The sequence below is a fragment of the Alloprevotella sp. Lung230 genome, from assembly GCF_014385435.1.
GTDB lineage: Bacteria > Bacteroidota > Bacteroidia > Bacteroidales > Bacteroidaceae > Alloprevotella.
The window spans coordinates 126,213-144,548 of the sequence record NZ_JACSUD010000003.1 but is presented as its reverse complement, the minus strand read 5'-3'; the positions used below and the strand labels follow the sequence as shown (position 1 = coordinate 144,548).

The following is an 18,336-nucleotide window of genomic DNA, read 5'->3' as shown; positions in this document are numbered from 1 at the left end:
ATACCGTTGGAAATAAAATGATTGACGTATTGAAGTTTACCAAACAGCAATAACTTTATGGTCTAAGTCTTACTACTCTGCACCGTGTGCCCTGGTCTGCGGCAACAGGGCGGTGAGTGCTTCGGCACGCGCGAGAGCCACGTGAATGTCGGGACAAATGTTTTCGCTGCCGATAAGGCGGTCGAAACCGGACTTTTCGAGCACCCGGCGCACCTTCTCCTGCACGCCCGAGAGAATGATTTGCGTACCGTCTTGATGACTCATCAGGCAGAGATTTTCGAGGTTGTGCACGCCTGTCGAGTCGATGAAGGGCACTTTACGCATACGAATGATGCGAATGGCGGGGTGGTCCTGCATCTCGGCTGTCATCTCTTCAAAGCAGTTGGCCACTCCGAAGAAGAAGGGGCCGTTGATTTCGTAGACCTCGACACCGGCAGGGATGACAAGCGCTTCTTCATGGAAATGGATGTCACTCTCGGCGTCGGCATTGGGGTCGATTTCCTTGGTCAGAATGGAGAGGTGGGTGGTTTCGGTCATGCGACGCATGAAGAGCAGACAGGCCAAGAGCAGTCCTACCTCAATGGCCACGGTGAGATCAAACAGCACGGTGAGCGCGAAGGTGAAGAGCAACACCGCCACATCGCTTTTGGGACGATGGATGAGTTGCGAGAAGGTGCGCCAACCGCTCATGTTGTAACTCACCACCACGAGCACACCTGCCAGACACGCCATAGGAATGTAGGACGCCAAGGGCATGGCCACGAGGAAAATGACGAGCAACACCAAGGCGTGGACGATGCCGGCCATGCAGGTGGCGGCGTTGTTGTTGATGTTGGTCATGGTGCGGGCAATGGCTCCTGTGGCGGGGATACCGCCGAAGAAGGGGGCCACGATGTTGGCAATGCCCTGCCCCACCAGTTCTTGGTTGGAGTCGTGGTGGTCGCCCGTGACGCCATCGGCCACGGTGGCAGAAAGCAGGCTCTCAATCGCTCCGAGCACGGCGATGACAAGGGCGGTGGGGATGAGGGTGTTGATGGTGTTCATGGTGAAGCGCCCCTGCGCATCAGTGAAAAGGCTCGCCCAGTCGATGTCGAGAGCGGTGATGGGCGGCAGGGAGGCGGTGATTTGCCCGAAGCGGTCGCCGATGGTGGCGATGTGGGTGAGGCCGGTGCGGTTGGTCAGATAGACCAGCGCGGTGGTCACGACAATGGCCACGAGCGAACCGGGAAGTTTACGCCACACTTTGGGCGAAAGCACAATCAACATGATTGAAAGCAATCCAACGAGGGTCGAAGCCGGATCGAAGGTCTGAAAATGGCGGAAATAGCACAGCCATTTGTCGATAAATTCCGCCGGAACACCGCCCTCAATCTGCAACCCGAAGAGGTCCTTGACCTGCGTGGTGAAGATGGTGAGCGCGATGCCCGAGGTGAAGCCCACCACGATGGGATAAGGGATGAACTTGATGATGGCGCCCAAACGAAACACGCCCAGCAGGACGAGGAAGAGGCCGGCCATGATGGTGGCGATGAGGAGGCCCGAAAGGCCAAACTGCGCCACGACGCCATAAATAATGACGATGAACGCACCCGTAGGCCCACCAATCTGGACACGGCTGCCCCCCAGCGCCGAGATGATCACGCCCGCCACGATGGCGGTGAGGATGCCGGCCACCGGCCCGATGGTGTGCTGCACATCACCTCCCGGCGAGGCGGCAATGGCAAAGGCGATGGCCAGCGGCAGCGCCACGATGCCGACCACGATGCCGGCGATGAGGTCGGCGGTAAACTTCCGGCGGTTGTAGCCCCGAAGGTCGCGCAGGATGCGCGGTGCAAATTGGAAAGGTTTCATTCGATGACGAAATTACGATGAAATAATGCGGAATGGATTTACGAGAAATGCCTTTATGAGGGATGGATTTCAACGAAAAACACCCAAGACACATGTCTTGAGTGTTCGGAGTAGCGAGGCCGAGGATTGAACTCGGGACCTCAGGATTATGAATCCTGCGCTCTAACCAGCTGAGCTACCTCGCCATCAACATATTGCTGATTTGCGAGTGCAAAAGTAACAACATTTTTTGAACCTACCAAACATTTGGTCGGAAAAGTCAGAAAAAAAGAGAGTTCTCGGCATTTTTCAGGGCGCGCGCTCTCAATATAGACATCAAAAACCGGCACATTTATGCCGGCCTTTTGGACATCTCTGAGATAACAAAAACTACCTCTGAGGTAATTTCATCTACCTCTGAGAAAAATAAAACTACCTCTGAGAAAAAAATATCCCCCTCAGCCCCCCCTCGCACACACGCACCATAGACGGCTCAAGATTTTTGCATTTGTCCTTGCCGACCACATCACCCACACAAAAAAGCAGCCCCCAAGGCGGAGGGCTGCTCTTTTTTTTGTGTGAGGTACAGCGGAAGACCGCGAGGCTCAAAGGCTGAACTTGAGGGTCGTGCTCGTGCCATCGGGGCGTTGCAGGCGGAGGAGGTAGGCTCCTTCTGCCCAATCGGCCACGGAGAATTGGGGCGAACGTCCCCCATCGAGAGGCAGGGTCTGCACCAAGACGCCTTTCAGGTTGAAGAGTTGCGCTTGATGATAGGCGCGCCAATCTCCTTTGAGGGCCATCGTGTGGCGGTCGATCCGTTCGAGATGCAGGGACGACCGGTCAGGAGCGTCCACCAGTGAGGCAACACCGGTGAGGAGTTTGCCGATCGGGGTGAAGCGGAGGGTGAACTGCAAGGGCATCTTTTGCTGAGCGGCCATATACTGAGGCAACGTCTCCGCGGGACCGCAACTGCCGCTGCCCAATCCCTGCTGGAAAGCATCGAAATGGGCGGTGTTGTAGACAGGTGCTTTGAGTTCCCACCAGTGTTCGACATCCACGAGGTCATGGTCGTCATAGGGGAGCAGCGAGAAATCGACTTGTCCTTTCGTTTCGACCCGAATGCCGTTGCCCTCGGCATCAGTGAGGTCGAGACGGCGAAGTCCCATGCGGTTGCCGCAACTTTGTGTGCGGGCATAATTCACCACATTGCTGTCCACCACAGTCTGATAGCGACCGAAGAACGAGCCTTCCTGGCGATCCACATAGTTTTCCCAAGGACCTTTGGCAGTGTAGTCCAGATGTTGGTAGCGGCGGTCGAAACCCATGGAGAGTCCGATGCGGCGCAGTTTTCCACTATTGTAGGTAAAGGAAGCGTCGAGCAACACGGTACCATCGGCATGGATGGTGTAGGTGAGGGTGTTGGTGACGTTGCCTTCCCGCGTGGCGGAAACCGTAACCACTCGGCCGCCATTGGTCGACTTGACCTCAGGAATTGCATCGAGGTTGTAGAAATCGGGCACTTGGTGCCGTGCAACCAGCTGGTTGTAAGGAATACTGGTGTAGGGAGCTTCGTTCTCAATCCAACGGAAATTGTCGTACTGCGGTCCTTTGCCGGAATAAATGAGCGGTTGGTCTTTGTAGCTCCACGCCACGAGTTGCGAGGACTTGTTGTCGAAGGTCATCGACAGGCGGTCGTTGCTCACCGTCACTTGGTCGTCGTGGCGCTCCACCTTGAGGGGCGTTCCGACTTCGGCAGCTGCCGGGCGTGCGGGGAGTGCCGCACGTTGGGCGAGCACAAATTGCTCTGCGGCTTGCACATAGCCCGCCTTTGCCCAGTCTTCATCGGCAGCAAGACGCAGCTCCACATTCAGATGGTAGTCTGCCTTGTTGTCGACGGCCGTTTTCAAGGCAAGAGGCAGATGCGCCACTTGTTGCGGTGCGAGGGCAGGGAGGTCGATTTTTCCACTTTCCACCGACACCCCGTCGTGCAAAACGCTGTAATGAAGCGTATAGCCTTCGAGCGTACGGAAGGCATAGCGGTTGGTCACACTGAGTTGCTGCTTCTTCTGATTGTAGCTGAAGTTGACATACTGGTAGACCTTCTTGAGTTCGGTGAGTTTAGGCGTCCATTCACGCTCGGAAGTGATGATTCCGTTGTTCACAAAGTTACCTTGGTGAGGTCCGGGATAGTCGTAGCCGGTGGTGAGCTGTCGCTTGCCCTGCTTGAGAAGTTGAGGGTTGTAGATGCCTTGATCCACCCAGTCCCAAACGCAACCACCGATACCGACCGATGAACTTTCAATCACCTTCCAGTATTCGCGGAGATAGCCCAGACTGTTGCCCATGGCGTGGTCGTATTCGCACATGAAGAAGGGTTGTCCGGCTTGATTGGGCCCTTTCTTGTTGGCAGCGTTGCGCACAAAGTCGACTGTCGGATACATTTTGGAATGTATGTCGGTGATCCCATCGGTGTGTCGGCCGGCGTTGGTCGCTCCTTCGTAGTGGATGGGGCGCGCATCAAGGGCGCGGACAGCTTTTTGAGTGTCGAGGAAGTTATCGCCGGCTCCGCTCTCGTTGCCCAACGACCAGAAGATGATGCTGGGGTGGTTACGGTCGCGCAAGACCATGCGTTCTGTGCGATCCAACATAGCGGGCTTCCAACTGGGTTGGCCGGAGATGATCTGCGTGTTGTAGCCGCCATTTGAGCCGTGGTCGTTCCAGTTCTTATGGCATTCCAAATCTGCTTCGTCCATGACATAAAGTCCGTAATAGTCGAACATGGCATACATCTTCGGCTGACGGGGGTAGTGGGAAGTGCGCACGGTGTTCACATTGGCCTGCTTCATGAGGAAGATGTCGCGCAGCATCGTGGGCACATCTATGCTGCGTCCCTTCTCGGGATGTGTGTCCTGCGTGTTGACACCCTTAAAGAAGACACGCTTTCCGTTGATGCGCACCAAACCATTTTTGATATCAATGTGTCGGAAACCGTATTTTGTGTTGAACGCCATCTCTTCTTTGCCTTCCGCGTCTTGTTGCGAAACGATGACGTTGTAGAGGTAAGGAGTTTCGGCTGTCCAAGGCTTGAGTTGCGTCAGTCCGTCAAGGGAAAGCTTCACCGCCGTTTGTGCATGAGCCGCATCGAAGGGGACTGTCTTTTCAGCCGTCTTGACCAGCATTCCAGCGGCATCGAGAAGGCTCACTTTAATTTTCTTCGTGCCGTTCAGTAGATGGCGGTTGTCGAGTTCCAGATTCACCTGCATCGACCCTGCGGTGTAGCTTTGCGCGGGGTCGAGTTGTGCCGTGACGACATGGTCGCGCACAAAGGTTTTGGGAGTGGCCACGAGATAAACATCACGATGGAGGCCGCTCATATGGAACACGTCCTGCCCCTCGAGATAGGAGCCGTCGGTCCAACGAATCACCTGCACGGCCACTTGGTTTTCGCCGGCAGTCACCGCCTTTGTGATGTCAAACTCGGCATCATTGTTCGCGCCCTGGGTGTAGCCAATGTAGCGGCCGTTGACCCAGACATAGGCGCCGCTGTAGATGCCATCGAAGTGGAGGAACACATTTTGGTTGTCCCATCCGGCGGGAAGGGTAAAGGTGCGGCGATAGCTGCCCACAGGATTGGGATCTACCAGTCCTTCATACTCCTTTTTGAGTTTGATGTAAGGCGGTTTGTCTTGGAAAATGTAGTCTACATTGACATACACCGGCTTGTCATAGCCTTTCATCTCCCAGCAGGAGGGCACCTCGATGTCGTCCCATTTCGAGACATCGAAGGACGACTTGACAAATGCCGTGTCGCGCAGAGCGGCATCGGGAGCGTATTGAAACTTCCACATGCCGTTGAGCGGAAGATACTGTGCTTGTTCCGGAGTGAGCCAGGCTTTTTGGTAGCGGGCATCGCTTTGCAGTTTGGCCGTTGTGGCATAAGGAATGAACGTGGCACGTCCTCGCTCTTTATTGATGGCAAAAATGGTCTCGTCCTGCCATTCGGGCTTTGCTCTCTTAGGGAGGTTCTTAAGGTCTACTTCCGTGATTTGGAAAAGCGTGTTGCGGCTTTTCTGGGTGTCGAGCATCACCGTTCCGCTCGTCGTGATGGCCAGATAGCGCGGAGTTTGGTAATCTTCGGCAGCACGCAGACGAATGTGTCCGCTTTCTTCCTCGATGAGGAGGCGCTGATTGGGATTGTTCACGTTGAGCGTCCACAATAGCGGCCCCTTATTGGATTGCAGCGCGAGGTCTACGGCCAGTTGCGCCTCTGCATTGTAGAGCGCATAGGCATCGGCATAGGATCTCTTGAACTGCCAAATCTGATCGGGGTTGTCTTTATTGAGCTTTTCTCCAGAGAGTGGGCTGTTGTTTTCTGAAAGCCCTCCCGTGGAGAGCGTTTTTCCATGATAGACATTGGTCAGGATGTAGTAGTGCCCATCTTCCACCTTAGCAGAAGCCGTGAGCACACCACAACACCACAACACGCCTAATCCCAGCAAAAGCAGAAAGGATGACAAAAAATGGTTTCTCATGTAAGTGTTTTTGTTGAAGATTGATTGAGAGTTGATTAAGATTTCATGTTATTAGAACCAAAGAACAAAGAGAAAGAAGGCAGTAAGGTCGAAAAGTAAGGTATAATCATCTAAGGCTGTCCGCCTCACCGAGGCCGGCGAAATCTGAAAGGGGAAAGTTTCTCCATGTCCAACGCCGCAAAGATAACGTTTTTTCAGCAATCTGCCAAGAATTCACGTTAGGCATTGGACATTAGTCGCCTAAAAATCGATAAAGATATCAAAATGTTTGGCAAACCTCACTTCTTTGGGAGAAACAGTGGGACGTGACGCATCTGTCGCTCTATCCAGGCTTGACGCTTGCGCATGAACGGACCGGGGCGCTCGCTGCTGTAGTGCAAGGGATTGGGCAGGGTGGCAGCAATGAGCGCACACTCTCTGCGCTTCAAGTCGCGAGCCGAGCAACCAAAGTGGAGTTGTGCCACACTCTCTGCGCCATACACTCCATCGCCCATCTCGATGACGTTGAGATAGACCTCCATGATGCGTTCTTTCGACCAAAGGGCTTCGATCAGGAAGGTGAAGTAGACTTCAAACCCCTTGCGCACCCACGACGAGGTGGGCCAGAGAAACACATTTTTGGCGGTCTGCTGGGAGATGGTGCTGCCACCCCTCATGCGTCCACCGCTCATCCGCTCGCGCATGGCCGCCCCGATGGCTTGGGTGTCGAAACCGTGATGCACGAGAAAGTTCTGATCTTCGCTGGCAATGACAGCCACCGGCAGATAGCACGACATCTCGGAGAGCGGCACCCACTTGTAGTGCAGCCGCACCTGTTCGCCCCGCCCGGCTTGCTGCATGCAACGAATGACCATGAGCGGCGTGAGGGGGACGTTCACCCAGCGATAGAGCAACGTCACGAGCACTGAGGAGAGGAAAAACAGGACTACTGCCCAGCGAACAATGCGATATATCCGTTTCATTGGCAAAAAAAGGAAAAAAGGGGCCGTCACCCGATGGGTGTATGTTTTTTACCGGTCTACAAATTTACTGGTCTACCGATTAACCAATCTACTGGTCTACCGGCTGTGCGATGGGCGTCCCCTTCGGGGGCGTTCCTTGCAACGTTGGGTGTTCCGTAGGTTCGTCGTCGCTGCGCGCCGCCTCGCCTACGGCTATTGAGAGAAGCCCCCTTCGGGGACTTCCTGCGGCGTTGGGCGTGCATCGGTGTGGGTTTTTCATTGTGTGCTGCTACGACCGTCCCCGAAGGGGGCTTCTCTCAATAGCCGTAGGCGAAGAGGGCGAAGTCCTATGAACCTACGGAAAGCCGTCGTGCACAGCGGTGCGTCCCCGAAGGGGGCGAATATCGGTGTTCCACATCACACCGGATAGAGGGTGTGATGGGAGCATGCGCAAGGCAAAACCTCATCCCCACCGCGAGGGCTAAGGAATCATGAAACGGATGGCTTCGCGGCGAATGGTGGCGGTGAGGCGGGTGATACGGTGGTGGATGGCGTGGCCGTCGACACTCACCGTGGCACGCCCGATTTGGGACATTTCGATGGTGGGGGTGCGCCACACGCTGATGCCCTTTTGTGAAAGGAAACGCCGCTTGAACAAGAGCGAAAGGGCCGTGAGGGCGTGAAGGAGCGTGGGGCGCTTCACGGCCGAAATGTCGAGCTGCCCGTTGTAGGGCACTGCCGAGGGTGTCTGCCCAAAACCGTGGCACGAACCGATGCAGAGGGTGGTGATGCGGCGGTCGTAGTGCTCGGCACCGATGGTGAAGTGCATCCGCGTCGATGGGCGATAGAGGAGGAGCATGAAGGCGCTGCTGAGTTCGCGCAGCAAGCGCAAGCCGTGCCAGAAGGTGTGGTTGCGGCGGCGCAGTTTGATCATCGAGGCCGCAAGCCCCACATTGACACAATTCAAAAAACGGCGATGAAGGACCTCGCCGCCGATGGTGGTGAGCCGCACCTCGCCCACATCGACCCGACGGGTGCGACCGCAGAGGAGGGCATCGATGGTGGCTTCGGGGTGTGCCGGATGGAAGTCCCAATAGCGGGCAAAGTCGTTGATGACACCGTTGGGGATGATGCCCAACGTGGGATAGTCGCTGCCTGCCGGCGTGGCGCCGACGATGCCGTTGAGGGCATCGCCCAGGGCCGCATCGCCACCTACGACAAGGAGGGTGCGATAGCCGTTTTGCGTGAGCATGGCGGCAAGGCGTTCCACACTCCCCTGCCCCTCACTCTGCACAAAGTCGTAGGGCACGCACCGCAGATCGAGGTGCACCAAGATGCGCCGCCAGCGCCGCTGTGTGCGCCAGCTGCCTTCGGTGGGGCAATAGATGATGCCCCAGCGGTCGGCGTTGTGGGGAGGGTTGCTGTTCATAAGGTCGAGGATTGTGTGGATCGGAACAGTTCGAGGGCGGCCGCCACTTTTTCTTCCATCGGGTGGAGGGCATCGATCCAGTGGATGGTGCAGCCGCGGCGTTCCATCCCTCTGAACCACGTCATTTGGCGTTTGGCAAACTGGTGGATGGCGGTTTCGAGTTGGGCCACCATCTCTTCGTAGGTCAAGCGACCGATGAGGTGGAGGGTGAGAAACTTGTATTCCAAACCGTAATAGATGAGGTCGTCGGGTGCGATGCCTTCGGCCAGCAGAGCACGCACCTCGTCGAGCATTCCGGCTTCGAGGCGACTGCGGAGGCGGGCCGAGATGCGGGCACGGCGCTCTTCGCGCGGCAGGGTCAGGCCGATGTTGAGCACGGGGAGGGCGGGAAATTCCCTTTCGCCCACGGGGCGTCGGAGGTTGTAGTCCTCAATTTCGATGGCGCGGATGGCTCGCTTGCACGAGTCGACATCGGTGTGGTTGTGGAGGGCGGTGCCGGCTTGTGCTTTCAGGGCTGCCAGTCGGGCGGTGAGTGCGTCGAGCGAAAGTCCTTCGAGGCTTTGGCGCAGGGTCGGATTTTGCGGCACGTGGCTGAGGTTGTAGCCGCGCACGATGCTCTCCAAGTAGAGTCCCGTGCCGCCGCACACCACCACCTGACGGCCGCGGGCGCGGATGTCGTCGTAGGCCGCGAGGAAGTCCTGCTGATAGCGATAGAGGTTGTACTTCGTGCCTGGTTCGGCAATGTCGATGAGGTGAAACGGCACCTGCGTCCCATCGGGCAGCACATAGTCGGCCAGGTCTTTGCCCGTGCCCAAATCCATGCGGCGGTACACCTGCCGCGAGTCGGCGCTGATGATTTCAGCCCCGAGACGCTGCGCCAGGGCGACGGCAAAACTCGTTTTTCCACAAGCCGTAGGGCCGAGAACGGAGATGAGCATAGGAGAGGGAATGAAAGAAGGTGACAGAAGACGAGAGACGAAGACATTCCGAACGCTTATCCAAACACCTGATCGAGGGCTTGGCGGAGATCGGCGAGGATGTCGTCGACGTCCTCGATGCCCACACTCAGGCGGATGAGGTCGGGGGCGATGCCGGCAGCGCGGAGTTGCTCCTCGGTGAGCTGGCGGTGGGTGTGACTCGCGGGGTGGAGGATGCAGCTCTTGGCATCGGCCACGTGGGTCATGATACTGATGAAGCGAAGCGCATCGATGAATCGGATGGCTTCCTCACGCGACCCTTTCAGACCGAGGGCAATGACGCCGCAGCCACCTTGAGGTAGATACTTCTGCGCCAGCGCGTAGTATTCGTTGCCGGGCAGTCCGGCATAGTTCACCCACGCCACGCGCTCGTCGGCTTCGAGCCATTCGGCCACGCGCTGGGCGTTGTCCACGTGTCGGCGCATGCGCAAATGAAGGGATTCGAGACCGGTGTTGAGCAAGAAGGCGTTTTGCGGACTTTGGCAGCAACCGAGGTCGCGCATGAGTTGTGCGGTGGCTTTGACGATGTAGGCCGCTTCGCCGAAGTCGGTGGCATAGGTCAGGCCGTGGTAACTCTCATCGGGGGTGCAGAGACCGGGATACTTGTCGGCATGGGCCATCCAGTCGAAGCGTCCGCTGTCGACGATGCAGCCACCGATGGTGGCGGCGTGGCCTTCCATATATTTAGTGGTGGAGTGCGTCACGATGTCGGCGCCCCACTCGAAGGGTCGGCAGTGGATGGGGGTGGCAAAGGTGTTGTCGATGATGAGAGGCACACCGTGCTCGTGGGCCAACCGCGCCCAGCGCTCGATGTCGCACACGTTGCCGCCGGGATTGGAGATAGTTTCGCCAAACACGAGTTTCGTGTTGGGGCGGAAGCAGGCGCGGATGTCGTCGTCACTCCAATCCGGATCGACGAAGGTGCATTCGATGCCCATCTTGCGGAGGGTCACCCCGAGGAGGTTGAACGTGCCGCCGTAGATGCCGTTGGTGGCGATGATGTGCGACCCCGCCTCGGCGATGTTGAACACTGCCATAAAGTTGGCCGCCTGTCCGCTGGAGGTGAGCATAGCTGCCACACCGCCTTCGAGGGCCGCGATTTTGGCCGCCGCCGCGTCGCAGGTGGGGTTTTGCAGACGAGAGTAGAAGTAGCCCGATTCGGCGAGGTCGAAGAGACGGGCCATCTGTTCGCTGCTGTCGTATTTGAAGGTCGTGGTTTGGTAGATGGGGAGTTGTCGTGGCTCACCATTTTTGGGTGTCCAGCCCGCTTGTACGCAGAGGGTGCCGGAGTTGTGTTGTTGTGGCATAAATGACAATGACGAGGCGTGTTGGGGAAGTTTGAAATGAGTCGATTTGTCGCTACCGGTGGGCGGGACTCCCTGCGGCGTTTGGCATGCCGCGGTATGGGTTTGCGATGTCCCCGGCAGGTTGTTTATTGCACCGCGATGTCCGTCCACGATGGGTTTGCGATGGGTATCGCTACGGCCGTCCCCGAAGGGGGCTTCTCTGAATAGTCGTAGGCGAAGAGGGCGAAGCCCGATGAACCTACGGTAAGCCGTTGTGTCAAGCGGTGCGTCCCCGAAGGGGGCGAATATCGGTATCCATACCCCCCAACGGCGTAGCAGACAAAAAGGCAAAACTGCTCCACAAGGCAGTGGAGCGGCGCACGAAAGCGCACCGGCCTACCGGCTTGTGGAGCAGAGAAGAGGCATAGATGGGGATGCCGATTAGAAAGGTAAATCGTCGGCCGATTCGCCGGCAGGAGCAGCGGGCATACCCGGAGCAGCAGGAGCGGCTGCGGGAGCAGGTGCGGTGTAGCCGGGTTGTGCAGGAGCAGATGCGGCTGCGGCCGGCTGTCCTTGCGGAGCACCGGGGGCTACGCGTTCCACCTTCCAAGCACGCACAGAGTTGAACCAACGGCCTTGATATTCGCGCGCATCGAGGTCGAAACTCACGGTGAGCTCTTCCCCCACCTGAATGTTGAATTCCTTCAAGCGGTCTTCGCCAAACACGTCGAAGACACAGCGGCGAGGATATTGGTCATGAGTCTCGATGACAAACGATTGCGACATCCAAGGATTGCCCGTCGTGCGTGCCGTACCGCTGCGCACTTCCAGAGCATGAGTGATTTTTCCAGTAATTTCCATTGAAAGTGGGTTTGAGGTGGCGAGTAAGTAGGTCTTCAAAATGAAACGTAGTTATCCTCATCGTAGATTGTTCTCTACTTTCGTATCCATTCATTCTGAACACCTACTTATCGCTCCACCGTTTTCTTGAGGGTAAAATTGTAATTTGTGCTTGCGAAGTTACAATTTTCTTTTGAGTTGAACGAACAACGCACACTTTTTTCAGGAAAAAGCCCCTACTCCTTCACCTGAAAGACGATGTTCATATACGTTCGCGGCGAAACCACAAATCCGGGTTTGAGCGTGTAGGTGAGCAGTCCGGTGGCACTGATACCTACATGGTCGAAGACGGCATCGTCATAGTACGTCACGAAATAGTCTAAATCGGCCGCGGCAGGCGTGGGCAGTGTGGCCGTAGCCGAACTCGCCACGCGGTTGGGGAAGGCGGCTCCACCGGAAAATTGCCCGGCGAAGAGGTTGTAGAGTTGTACGCTGTACGTTCCCGAGACTTCGGTCGTGTAGGGAGGATTGACCTTGCTCGGGTCAAGGGGAAGGGGCACCGAAGGCATGTAAAACCAGCGCGGTGCGGCCGACGAAGCGGCCCCGAGTACGCCGTTGGCATCGGCCACCACCAAGCGGTTGGGCATAAATGGTTGGTTGGCCGTGGCAGAAGCTGTGCCGGCCGTGGTGGTGAAAATAGTGCTGTTCCCTTTTTGAGGCAGTTGGCGCACACGCATCGTGCCGTTCACATCAAGCACCTCCGTTGGGGTGCGGGTGTCAACGCCCACCTTGTCCACCACCGTTTGTGCGGTAGTGTGGTGCGCCCCACAGAGCGCTGTCACAATAAGGAGGCTGCGAGTGGTTATTCTCATATCTATGTTTTTGTATATGACTTCTTCTGAAAAAAACAGAATGAGGGGGAGAGGCGTTTGACGACCTCTCCCCGACATTCCAAAGCTTATTTGTGTGAGAGATTACTTGATGATAAATTTCTGCGTAGTCTTGGCTTGTCCGTTGTAAGCACGTACCACAAACACACCTTCCAAGGAGAGCTTGATGCGGTCGGTGTCGTGGGGTTCTACCGTAAACTTATCGACAACCTTACCTGAAACATCGAAGATTTCCACTTCGGCCGTTTCGTCGGTGTAGTTGCGTGCTTCAATGGTGCGGCCGGACTTCGCACGGAGTTCGATGCCCTTACCTTCGAAGACGTCATCGGTAATCGACTTGGTCGAACGAGAGATGGCGAAGCGGTTCGCAGGATCATTAGCCCCGGCATTGAACGAGTAGATCATACCGTTGGTAATGGGCTTTTGTTCGTGGGTCAGGTGGTCGACGAGGTAGTAGCGGTCGTCGCTCATTTCATCGAGGTTGAACTTGAGCGTGTAGTGCTTGGCACCGTCGCCGGCCACAAAGCCGAGTTCGGTGTTGTCAAGATCTTCGGCCGTGGTCACCTGGTAGTTGCGATCTTGGATGGCATAGAGCTGTGCGGAGGCAGCGGTGAAAATCTTTTCACCATCGAAACCGTCATCATAGCCCTTCGTCTTGCCTTGAGCTTCGACGAGCCACATGCGGTCGGCGCTCTTGTCGCTCTTCACATCAATCATCAGAGATGAGAAGCGACGACGCGGTGCGCGGTTCTGAGCGGTATTCTTCAGAAGATCTTGATAGCGGTATTTCAGCGTACCTGTTCCCGTACTCTTAATCATAAAGGCAGAGAGCGAAGGTATTTCCTCTTCCATACCTGCAACATAACCGGCAAGATTCTTTGGAACGGCCTTGACATATTGTCCGGCATTGGTGCCATTGGTAGTTCCACCATTCTGCGCCAGCCATTCTTCACGTGAACCTGTATTGTAGAGGTAAACAGTCTGTTCTGCCAAAGTCGCAGCAGCCCAATCTATCTTGGCAATCTGCATAGCAGCCGTGTAGGGGTTGGCGAGGATATTCATATCCTTGTAGTTCACACCAGGGCCACCTGTTACACCATCTACAGCGAAGGTATGATCGGCCAAATCCAATTCACCGGTGAAGCGGTAAGTCATCGGACGAGGTTGCGTAATTTCGTAACCTTCACCTGGTGCAAAGGTAGGACTTGTCAATTCTTCCCACTTTTCATCGGTATCAGCAATGTCGAGAGCGCGGTTATACTTGCGCACCCAAGAAGTAGCGGGAACTACTGCAGCTACACTTGCATTCTTAACCGGCGAACCGAAATACTGCCAGCGGGCTGCTTGCTTATTGCGGTTACCATCATTGGCTTTCGAATAGAATTCTACAGTAGCCACATAGTTCGGATTAACCGCCGGCTTTTCAATGAGGAACGTACCATTAGGTTTGCTATCTACCGACTTGACGATAGTACGATAGCTCAAATCAGCAGCCGTATTGAAAGGAGCTGTTGTTGTTCCATCCAAATAAGCCTTCTCTTTCAAGGTCAAAGTGTGTCCTGCATCGGCCACAATGGCGCGGCCGTTTTCACTCTTATTGTAGAGATTGCGGACTACGCGATCTTGGTCGGTATAAAGGTCGCGGATGGCACTCGTAGGATATTTAAGGGTTTCAGAACCTATTGTATAGCCTGCAATCGAAGCAAAGAGTACATCGGAGTTCTCATCGTTCGTATAGTCGCCTACCAATGTCTTCGGCACTACGCGACCGGTCCAGTTTTCTACGTCATTCCAGTCATTGCTCTTAAAGCCATACCAGAAGTTGTTTTTACTACCTTTGACGGTCAGCGTATTTGTACGGAAGAACTGAGTAGTTTTATTTTTGGGCTGAAGACCATCACCAATTTGGTTGAGAGCGGCCGTTTTTACACTCGCGAAATAAGTATCCTTAAGCGCTGCAGCGGTCGTACCGGCAGGCTGGTTGAGCACTTCTTCAAAACCGTGCAACGTAATCGTTCCTGTGCCACGTTCGAAACTTTCCAAAGGATAAGTACCCGTAGTGCCATCAAAAGCATCGGTCGTCATCGCAGCGAAAATCTTCGTGTCATCGCCATAAGCGCGATAAAACTTGGTCTTACCCCCAGTTTCTTCATAGTCAGAACCGCGCACCATTTCGGTATATTGGTCAGTACCAGGAGTGATTTCTCGGAACCAACGGTAAGTGGTAGTTTGAGGAGTCGATTTTACGCCTGTTGCAGTAAGTTGCGAAGAGAGATCGATTTCCTCCAGCATCTTATACTCATTCTTGGGCAACGAATAGCGCTCTTGCAACGTGTAGTAGTACTTCGACACATTCAAGTTCGTAGGAAGTGTCGGAAGCTTGGCAATGTTCAATTTGTTCACCGTCAAGTTGAGCATTCCGTCGTTCGCCGTAGTGCGATTGGTGTGAATCTGGGTACTGGCAGTATTCGTAATGGGACTGGGAGTAGCTGCAAGCGCTGCATCATAGTCTGTTTGACTTCCGCCCTTGAAGACCGTCCAAGTAGGAACGAATGCAGTGGGGAGGGTAATCGAAGTCAAGAGGTTCTTCGACAAATCCAGATAAGAGAGTTTATTGTTTCCCGTCAAAGTAACAGTACTCAAGAGATTCTCGCTGGCAGAGTATTCTTTCAATTCAGGCAACACACCATTCAAGACCGCTGGAGTACCAAACTTAATGTCTTTCAAACCATTCTCACTAAGATTGAGTGTTTCAATCTTGTTGTTGTCATCATGAATGGTATAGTCCTTGTTGGTATTATTTGTACCAAGGACATTCTTCGAGAGATCAAGATAGCGGAGAGCCGTGGCCTTCTCAAGTTTAGTAGCTTTGATGTTCTGACTCTTGCAGATAAGTTTCCACGTGCCGTTCTCGCCATATACGGTAGCCACTCCTGCTCCTGCCGCAGTAACATTCACTGTGAACGTACGATCTGCTTTCAAGTTAAACATCTGCGTCACCTTATTTCCATCATTCTCCCAATCAATAAAGATGATGGGCCAATGAGCACGCGAAAACTGGTTAGGGTCTTCAGGAGCGATAGTAAATTCCACCGTACCAGTGTTCGTTGCCTTAATCAGCTCAAAATGCAAGTCGAGGTTGCTGGTGGTCGTCTGTGCGTGCATTCCTTGTGAGAAGAGGAAAACTGCCAAGAGACATAAGACCCCCATCCCTTCACACGCCACCTTGCGGAAGCGAGTCAAGGAAATGTACTTGCTCATTCTGTTCTGGAGAGTATTCATAGGAGGTTTAGTTTGCGAAGTAAATTACAGGATCTGTAGGAGTAAGCGGATTTGCTGTTCTCTTAGCGGCAGAACCTTGTACTGTCAAGTCATAGATGTTATTTCTAACAACCTTTCCATAATTGGGATTTCCCAATCTAGGGTCTGCAATACGATAGGCAGTAACATAAGTTTCTGTTCCTGTACCTATCTTGTGGTAAACGGCAACGTACATCATACCGCGGTCCAATTGTTCATGGAAAGTAGGCGCAGACACCGTAAGTTCGGGAACGTAGAAAGTAACCGATTGCAATCCGTGAGCATTCGTAGAGAGAGGACCACCCGGAGTATTATAGAGGACAATATCGGTCGTATTATACCCATAGGTAGTTTTGTCATAACTCTGGATGGGGGCAGCAAGTGCAAAATGGTTTGGCACATTGCGAAGTACTATTTTCTCCACAGGGAAGTTGCCGGAAGGATTTATCATCTCAAGACGTACCTTGGCAAAAGCACGCGTAAAATTCACTTGGTCGGCATTTACGAGTGTGCCGGAGGCATTGCGAGTTTTGAAAGTCCCCAAAGCGTCCACTTCGATATCACGCAAGGTGGCAGTCATCGGAATAGATGTCGTGGCCGGTTTGTTGCCGATGGGCGTACGGAGGTAGTCCATCGTATTCAAAACTACATTATTGAAATCCGATTCCGTATGTCCCACACCTACTAAATTCTTGTCGGTAGGATTTAGATTCGCAGCAAAGAAAAAATTCTTTTTTCCAGTGAAGCGCGGCACACCAAAAGTAGCAGTGGTACCGCCCGAATAGGCATTAGCAGCAGAACCGGCCAACACGATATTGTCCACCTTATCTTCGTTGTCGGTCGCATCAGTATTGATGCTAGGTGTTGAACCATGGGCGAGGATATGCACTCCCCAATTCAGCACACTTTTGGCGCTGTTGTGTTGCCCATCATCAATGGGCAGACCCTCGTTGTCGGTACATGCTGTGAGCAGTACACCGAAAGCAAGCAGACTGAGTGATTTGAAAGAGAGTTTCATGCGTTATCAATATAGACAATGAGTAATAATGGCTTACGATGGACGCCTTCTTCGAGGATGTTCCTTGCGGCATCGATTTTCCGTAACATAGCGATACACCGCCGAAAGGGGGGAATATCGGTCGATGGACAAAACTCTGGCGCGTAGAGACATCAAGCTCCCGGCACCGTGATAGTCGGCGACCAAGGCAACACCTGCAAACTAAACTGGATAACAGGTGCACCGTTCTCTGTGGGAGCACCAGGGCCTACGATGCGGGCATGTATCTTGTAGTAGCAGTTGCGGTCGATTTGCTCCGGCAACACCACCTTATAGTAGTTGAAGACCGGCGTCTTCGAGAAGTCGCCACCGGCAGGAGGGGGGAAGAGGCGCGTCAGGTCGTTGTTTTCGCCCAGGATGGCAGGCACTTTCAGCAGGATGTAAGGCGCAGGATTGGCCGCCAAAGGATAAGTCGTGCGGTTGCTGAAATTATATTCGTTGATGTACACCGCCTGCAAGGTCGCCATCTTCGGCGTGGCCGTCGCGGGCACCGGCACTTCCGTTTCGCTGCCGTCCACACGCGCGGAGATGGCATTGTCCACACCGATGAAAGTTTTGCTGTCAAAACTCTTGTACGTGTAAAACGACTTCTCGTTGGCCGCTGCCGTCGTCTTCGGGATGACGAGTTTGTCCCATTCGTAGTAGACGTTCACCTCCATCTTCGCCACCAAGCGCTTCACCTCCACATTGATGGTGTTGTCCGCTGTGGCGCTGAGCGTGGTCGGCACATCTGCCTCGCCGGCCATGATGAGCGGAGTGGTGATACTCGTCGGGGTCACCGCGGTGATGGTGTGCGCCACCTTGGTCTGAAGCTGGCTCAGCGTACTGATGGTACCGTTTTCGAGGTCGGTCTTGATGGCCGAGGGCAGGTTGATGAGCGCCACCGCCTTCAAGCCCTGCACGTCCGTACGCTGGAGGTCGAGGTAGACCGTCTGGCTCGACACCGAACCATTTACCCAGTCCGAAGCCTTGGGATTGGCCACATCGTAACTAAACACTTTCTTACCAGAGCCCGAACCGAGGGTCTGCAAAGCACCGCCGGAGTTGAAGAAGACCACGTCCAGACGCAACACTTCTTCCTCTTGGGTTGTGGCCAAACCGCGCACTTCACGCTGCACGAGATCGCCGAGCGCCAAACGCACCTTAACGCGATTGCGTTCGATGTCAGTACCGGCATCTTGCCCGCACGCTGCAAAGAAAATTGCAACGAAGGCTAAGAGAAGCGCCGAGAAGGATTGTCGAGTTTTCATTGGG

At 54.7% G+C, this 18,336-nt stretch carries 13 protein-coding genes and 1 tRNA gene; all 14 read right to left on the bottom strand.

From position 1 onward, the window contains the following. Window positions 1-72: 72 nt before the first annotated feature. Entirely contained in the window at window positions 73-1,851 is a 1,779-nt protein-coding gene (locus tag H8527_RS03460; RefSeq protein ID WP_187545622.1) for a SulP family inorganic anion transporter, read from the bottom strand. A 111-nt stretch (window positions 1,852-1,962) separates the two neighbouring features. After that, window positions 1,963-2,036 (bottom strand) — tRNA-Met (locus H8527_RS03455). 399 nt (window positions 2,037-2,435) lie between these two features. Then, the gene (locus tag H8527_RS03450; RefSeq protein WP_187545620.1) at window positions 2,436-6,362 is read right to left on the bottom strand and encodes a glycoside hydrolase family 2 TIM barrel-domain containing protein; all 3,927 of its coding nucleotides are present in this window, start codon (window positions 6,360-6,362) and stop codon (window positions 2,436-2,438) included. Between the two features lie 278 nt (window positions 6,363-6,640). Further along, window positions 6,641-7,324, bottom strand: coding sequence for a monofunctional biosynthetic peptidoglycan transglycosylase (gene mtgA, locus H8527_RS03445; RefSeq protein ID WP_187545618.1), 684 nt, complete (start codon window positions 7,322-7,324; stop codon window positions 6,641-6,643). An 88-nt stretch (window positions 7,325-7,412) separates the two neighbouring features. After that, a complete protein-coding gene (locus H8527_RS03440) occupies window positions 7,413-7,583 on the bottom strand; it encodes a hypothetical protein (protein ID WP_187545616.1) in 171 nt (56 codons plus the stop codon). A 201-nt stretch (window positions 7,584-7,784) separates the two neighbouring features. Beyond that, entirely contained in the window at window positions 7,785-8,732 is a 948-nt protein-coding gene (locus tag H8527_RS03435; protein WP_187545614.1) for a diacylglycerol kinase family protein, read from the bottom strand. Continuing rightward, a complete protein-coding gene (miaA, locus tag H8527_RS03430; protein ID WP_187545612.1) occupies window positions 8,729-9,670 on the bottom strand; it encodes a tRNA (adenosine(37)-N6)-dimethylallyltransferase MiaA in 942 nt (313 codons plus the stop codon). The genes H8527_RS03435 and miaA overlap by 4 nt, the downstream gene beginning before the upstream one ends. A gap of 56 nt (window positions 9,671-9,726) precedes the next feature. After that, window positions 9,727-11,016, bottom strand: a complete 1,290-nt coding sequence (locus H8527_RS03425) for an O-acetylhomoserine aminocarboxypropyltransferase/cysteine synthase family protein (protein WP_187545610.1) — start codon at window positions 11,014-11,016, stop codon at window positions 9,727-9,729. 125 nt (window positions 11,017-11,141) lie between these two features. Then, window positions 11,142-11,276 carry a hypothetical protein gene (locus tag H8527_RS09855; RefSeq protein WP_255498503.1) on the bottom strand — a complete coding sequence of 45 codons (135 nt, stop codon included), beginning with the start codon at window positions 11,274-11,276 and terminating at the stop codon, window positions 11,142-11,144. A 160-nt stretch (window positions 11,277-11,436) separates the two neighbouring features. After that, on the bottom strand, window positions 11,437-11,856 hold the full coding sequence (locus H8527_RS03420; RefSeq protein ID WP_187545608.1) for a DUF3127 domain-containing protein: 420 nt from the start codon (window positions 11,854-11,856) through the stop codon (window positions 11,437-11,439). Between the two features lie 215 nt (window positions 11,857-12,071). Then, window positions 12,072-12,707, bottom strand: coding sequence for a hypothetical protein (locus H8527_RS03415; RefSeq protein WP_187545607.1), 636 nt, complete (start codon window positions 12,705-12,707; stop codon window positions 12,072-12,074). A 102-nt stretch (window positions 12,708-12,809) separates the two neighbouring features. After that, window positions 12,810-15,986 carry a T9SS type A sorting domain-containing protein gene (locus H8527_RS03410; RefSeq protein WP_222935101.1) on the bottom strand — a complete coding sequence of 1,059 codons (3,177 nt, stop codon included), beginning with the start codon at window positions 15,984-15,986 and terminating at the stop codon, window positions 12,810-12,812. Between the two features lie 28 nt (window positions 15,987-16,014). Beyond that, entirely contained in the window at window positions 16,015-17,043 is a 1,029-nt protein-coding gene (locus H8527_RS03405) for a hypothetical protein (protein ID WP_187545603.1), read from the bottom strand. A 152-nt stretch (window positions 17,044-17,195) separates the two neighbouring features. Next, entirely contained in the window at window positions 17,196-18,332 is a 1,137-nt protein-coding gene (locus H8527_RS03400; protein ID WP_187545601.1) for a hypothetical protein, read from the bottom strand. Window positions 18,333-18,336 lie beyond the last annotated feature (4 nt).

What these genes read in the sequence shown, in the direction of transcription:
- H8527_RS03425 (WP_187545610.1), bottom strand. Translation starts at nt 11,016, where the DNA reads ATGCCACAACAACACAACTCCGGCACCCTCTGCGTACAAGCGGGCTGG.
- H8527_RS03405 (WP_187545603.1), bottom strand. Translation starts at nt 17,043, where the DNA reads ATGAAACTCTCTTTCAAATCACTCAGTCTGCTTGCTTTCGGTGTACTG.
- H8527_RS03410 (WP_222935101.1), bottom strand. Translation starts at nt 15,986, where the DNA reads ATGAGCAAGTACATTTCCTTGACTCGCTTCCGCAAGGTGGCGTGTGAA.
- H8527_RS03400 (WP_187545601.1), bottom strand. Translation starts at nt 18,332, where the DNA reads ATGAAAACTCGACAATCCTTCTCGGCGCTTCTCTTAGCCTTCGTTGCA.
- miaA (WP_187545612.1), bottom strand. Translation starts at nt 9,670, where the DNA reads ATGCTCATCTCCGTTCTCGGCCCTACGGCTTGTGGAAAAACGAGTTTT.
- H8527_RS03440 (WP_187545616.1), bottom strand. Translation starts at nt 7,583, where the DNA reads ATGAAAAACCCACACCGATGCACGCCCAACGCCGCAGGAAGTCCCCGA.
- H8527_RS03450 (WP_187545620.1), bottom strand. Translation starts at nt 6,362, where the DNA reads ATGAGAAACCATTTTTTGTCATCCTTTCTGCTTTTGCTGGGATTAGGC.
- mtgA (WP_187545618.1), bottom strand. Translation starts at nt 7,324, where the DNA reads ATGAAACGGATATATCGCATTGTTCGCTGGGCAGTAGTCCTGTTTTTC.
- H8527_RS03420 (WP_187545608.1), bottom strand. Translation starts at nt 11,856, where the DNA reads ATGGAAATTACTGGAAAAATCACTCATGCTCTGGAAGTGCGCAGCGGT.
- H8527_RS03460 (WP_187545622.1), bottom strand. Translation starts at nt 1,851, where the DNA reads ATGAAACCTTTCCAATTTGCACCGCGCATCCTGCGCGACCTTCGGGGC.
- H8527_RS03435 (WP_187545614.1), bottom strand. Translation starts at nt 8,732, where the DNA reads ATGAACAGCAACCCTCCCCACAACGCCGACCGCTGGGGCATCATCTAT.
- H8527_RS03415 (WP_187545607.1), bottom strand. Translation starts at nt 12,707, where the DNA reads ATGAGAATAACCACTCGCAGCCTCCTTATTGTGACAGCGCTCTGTGGG.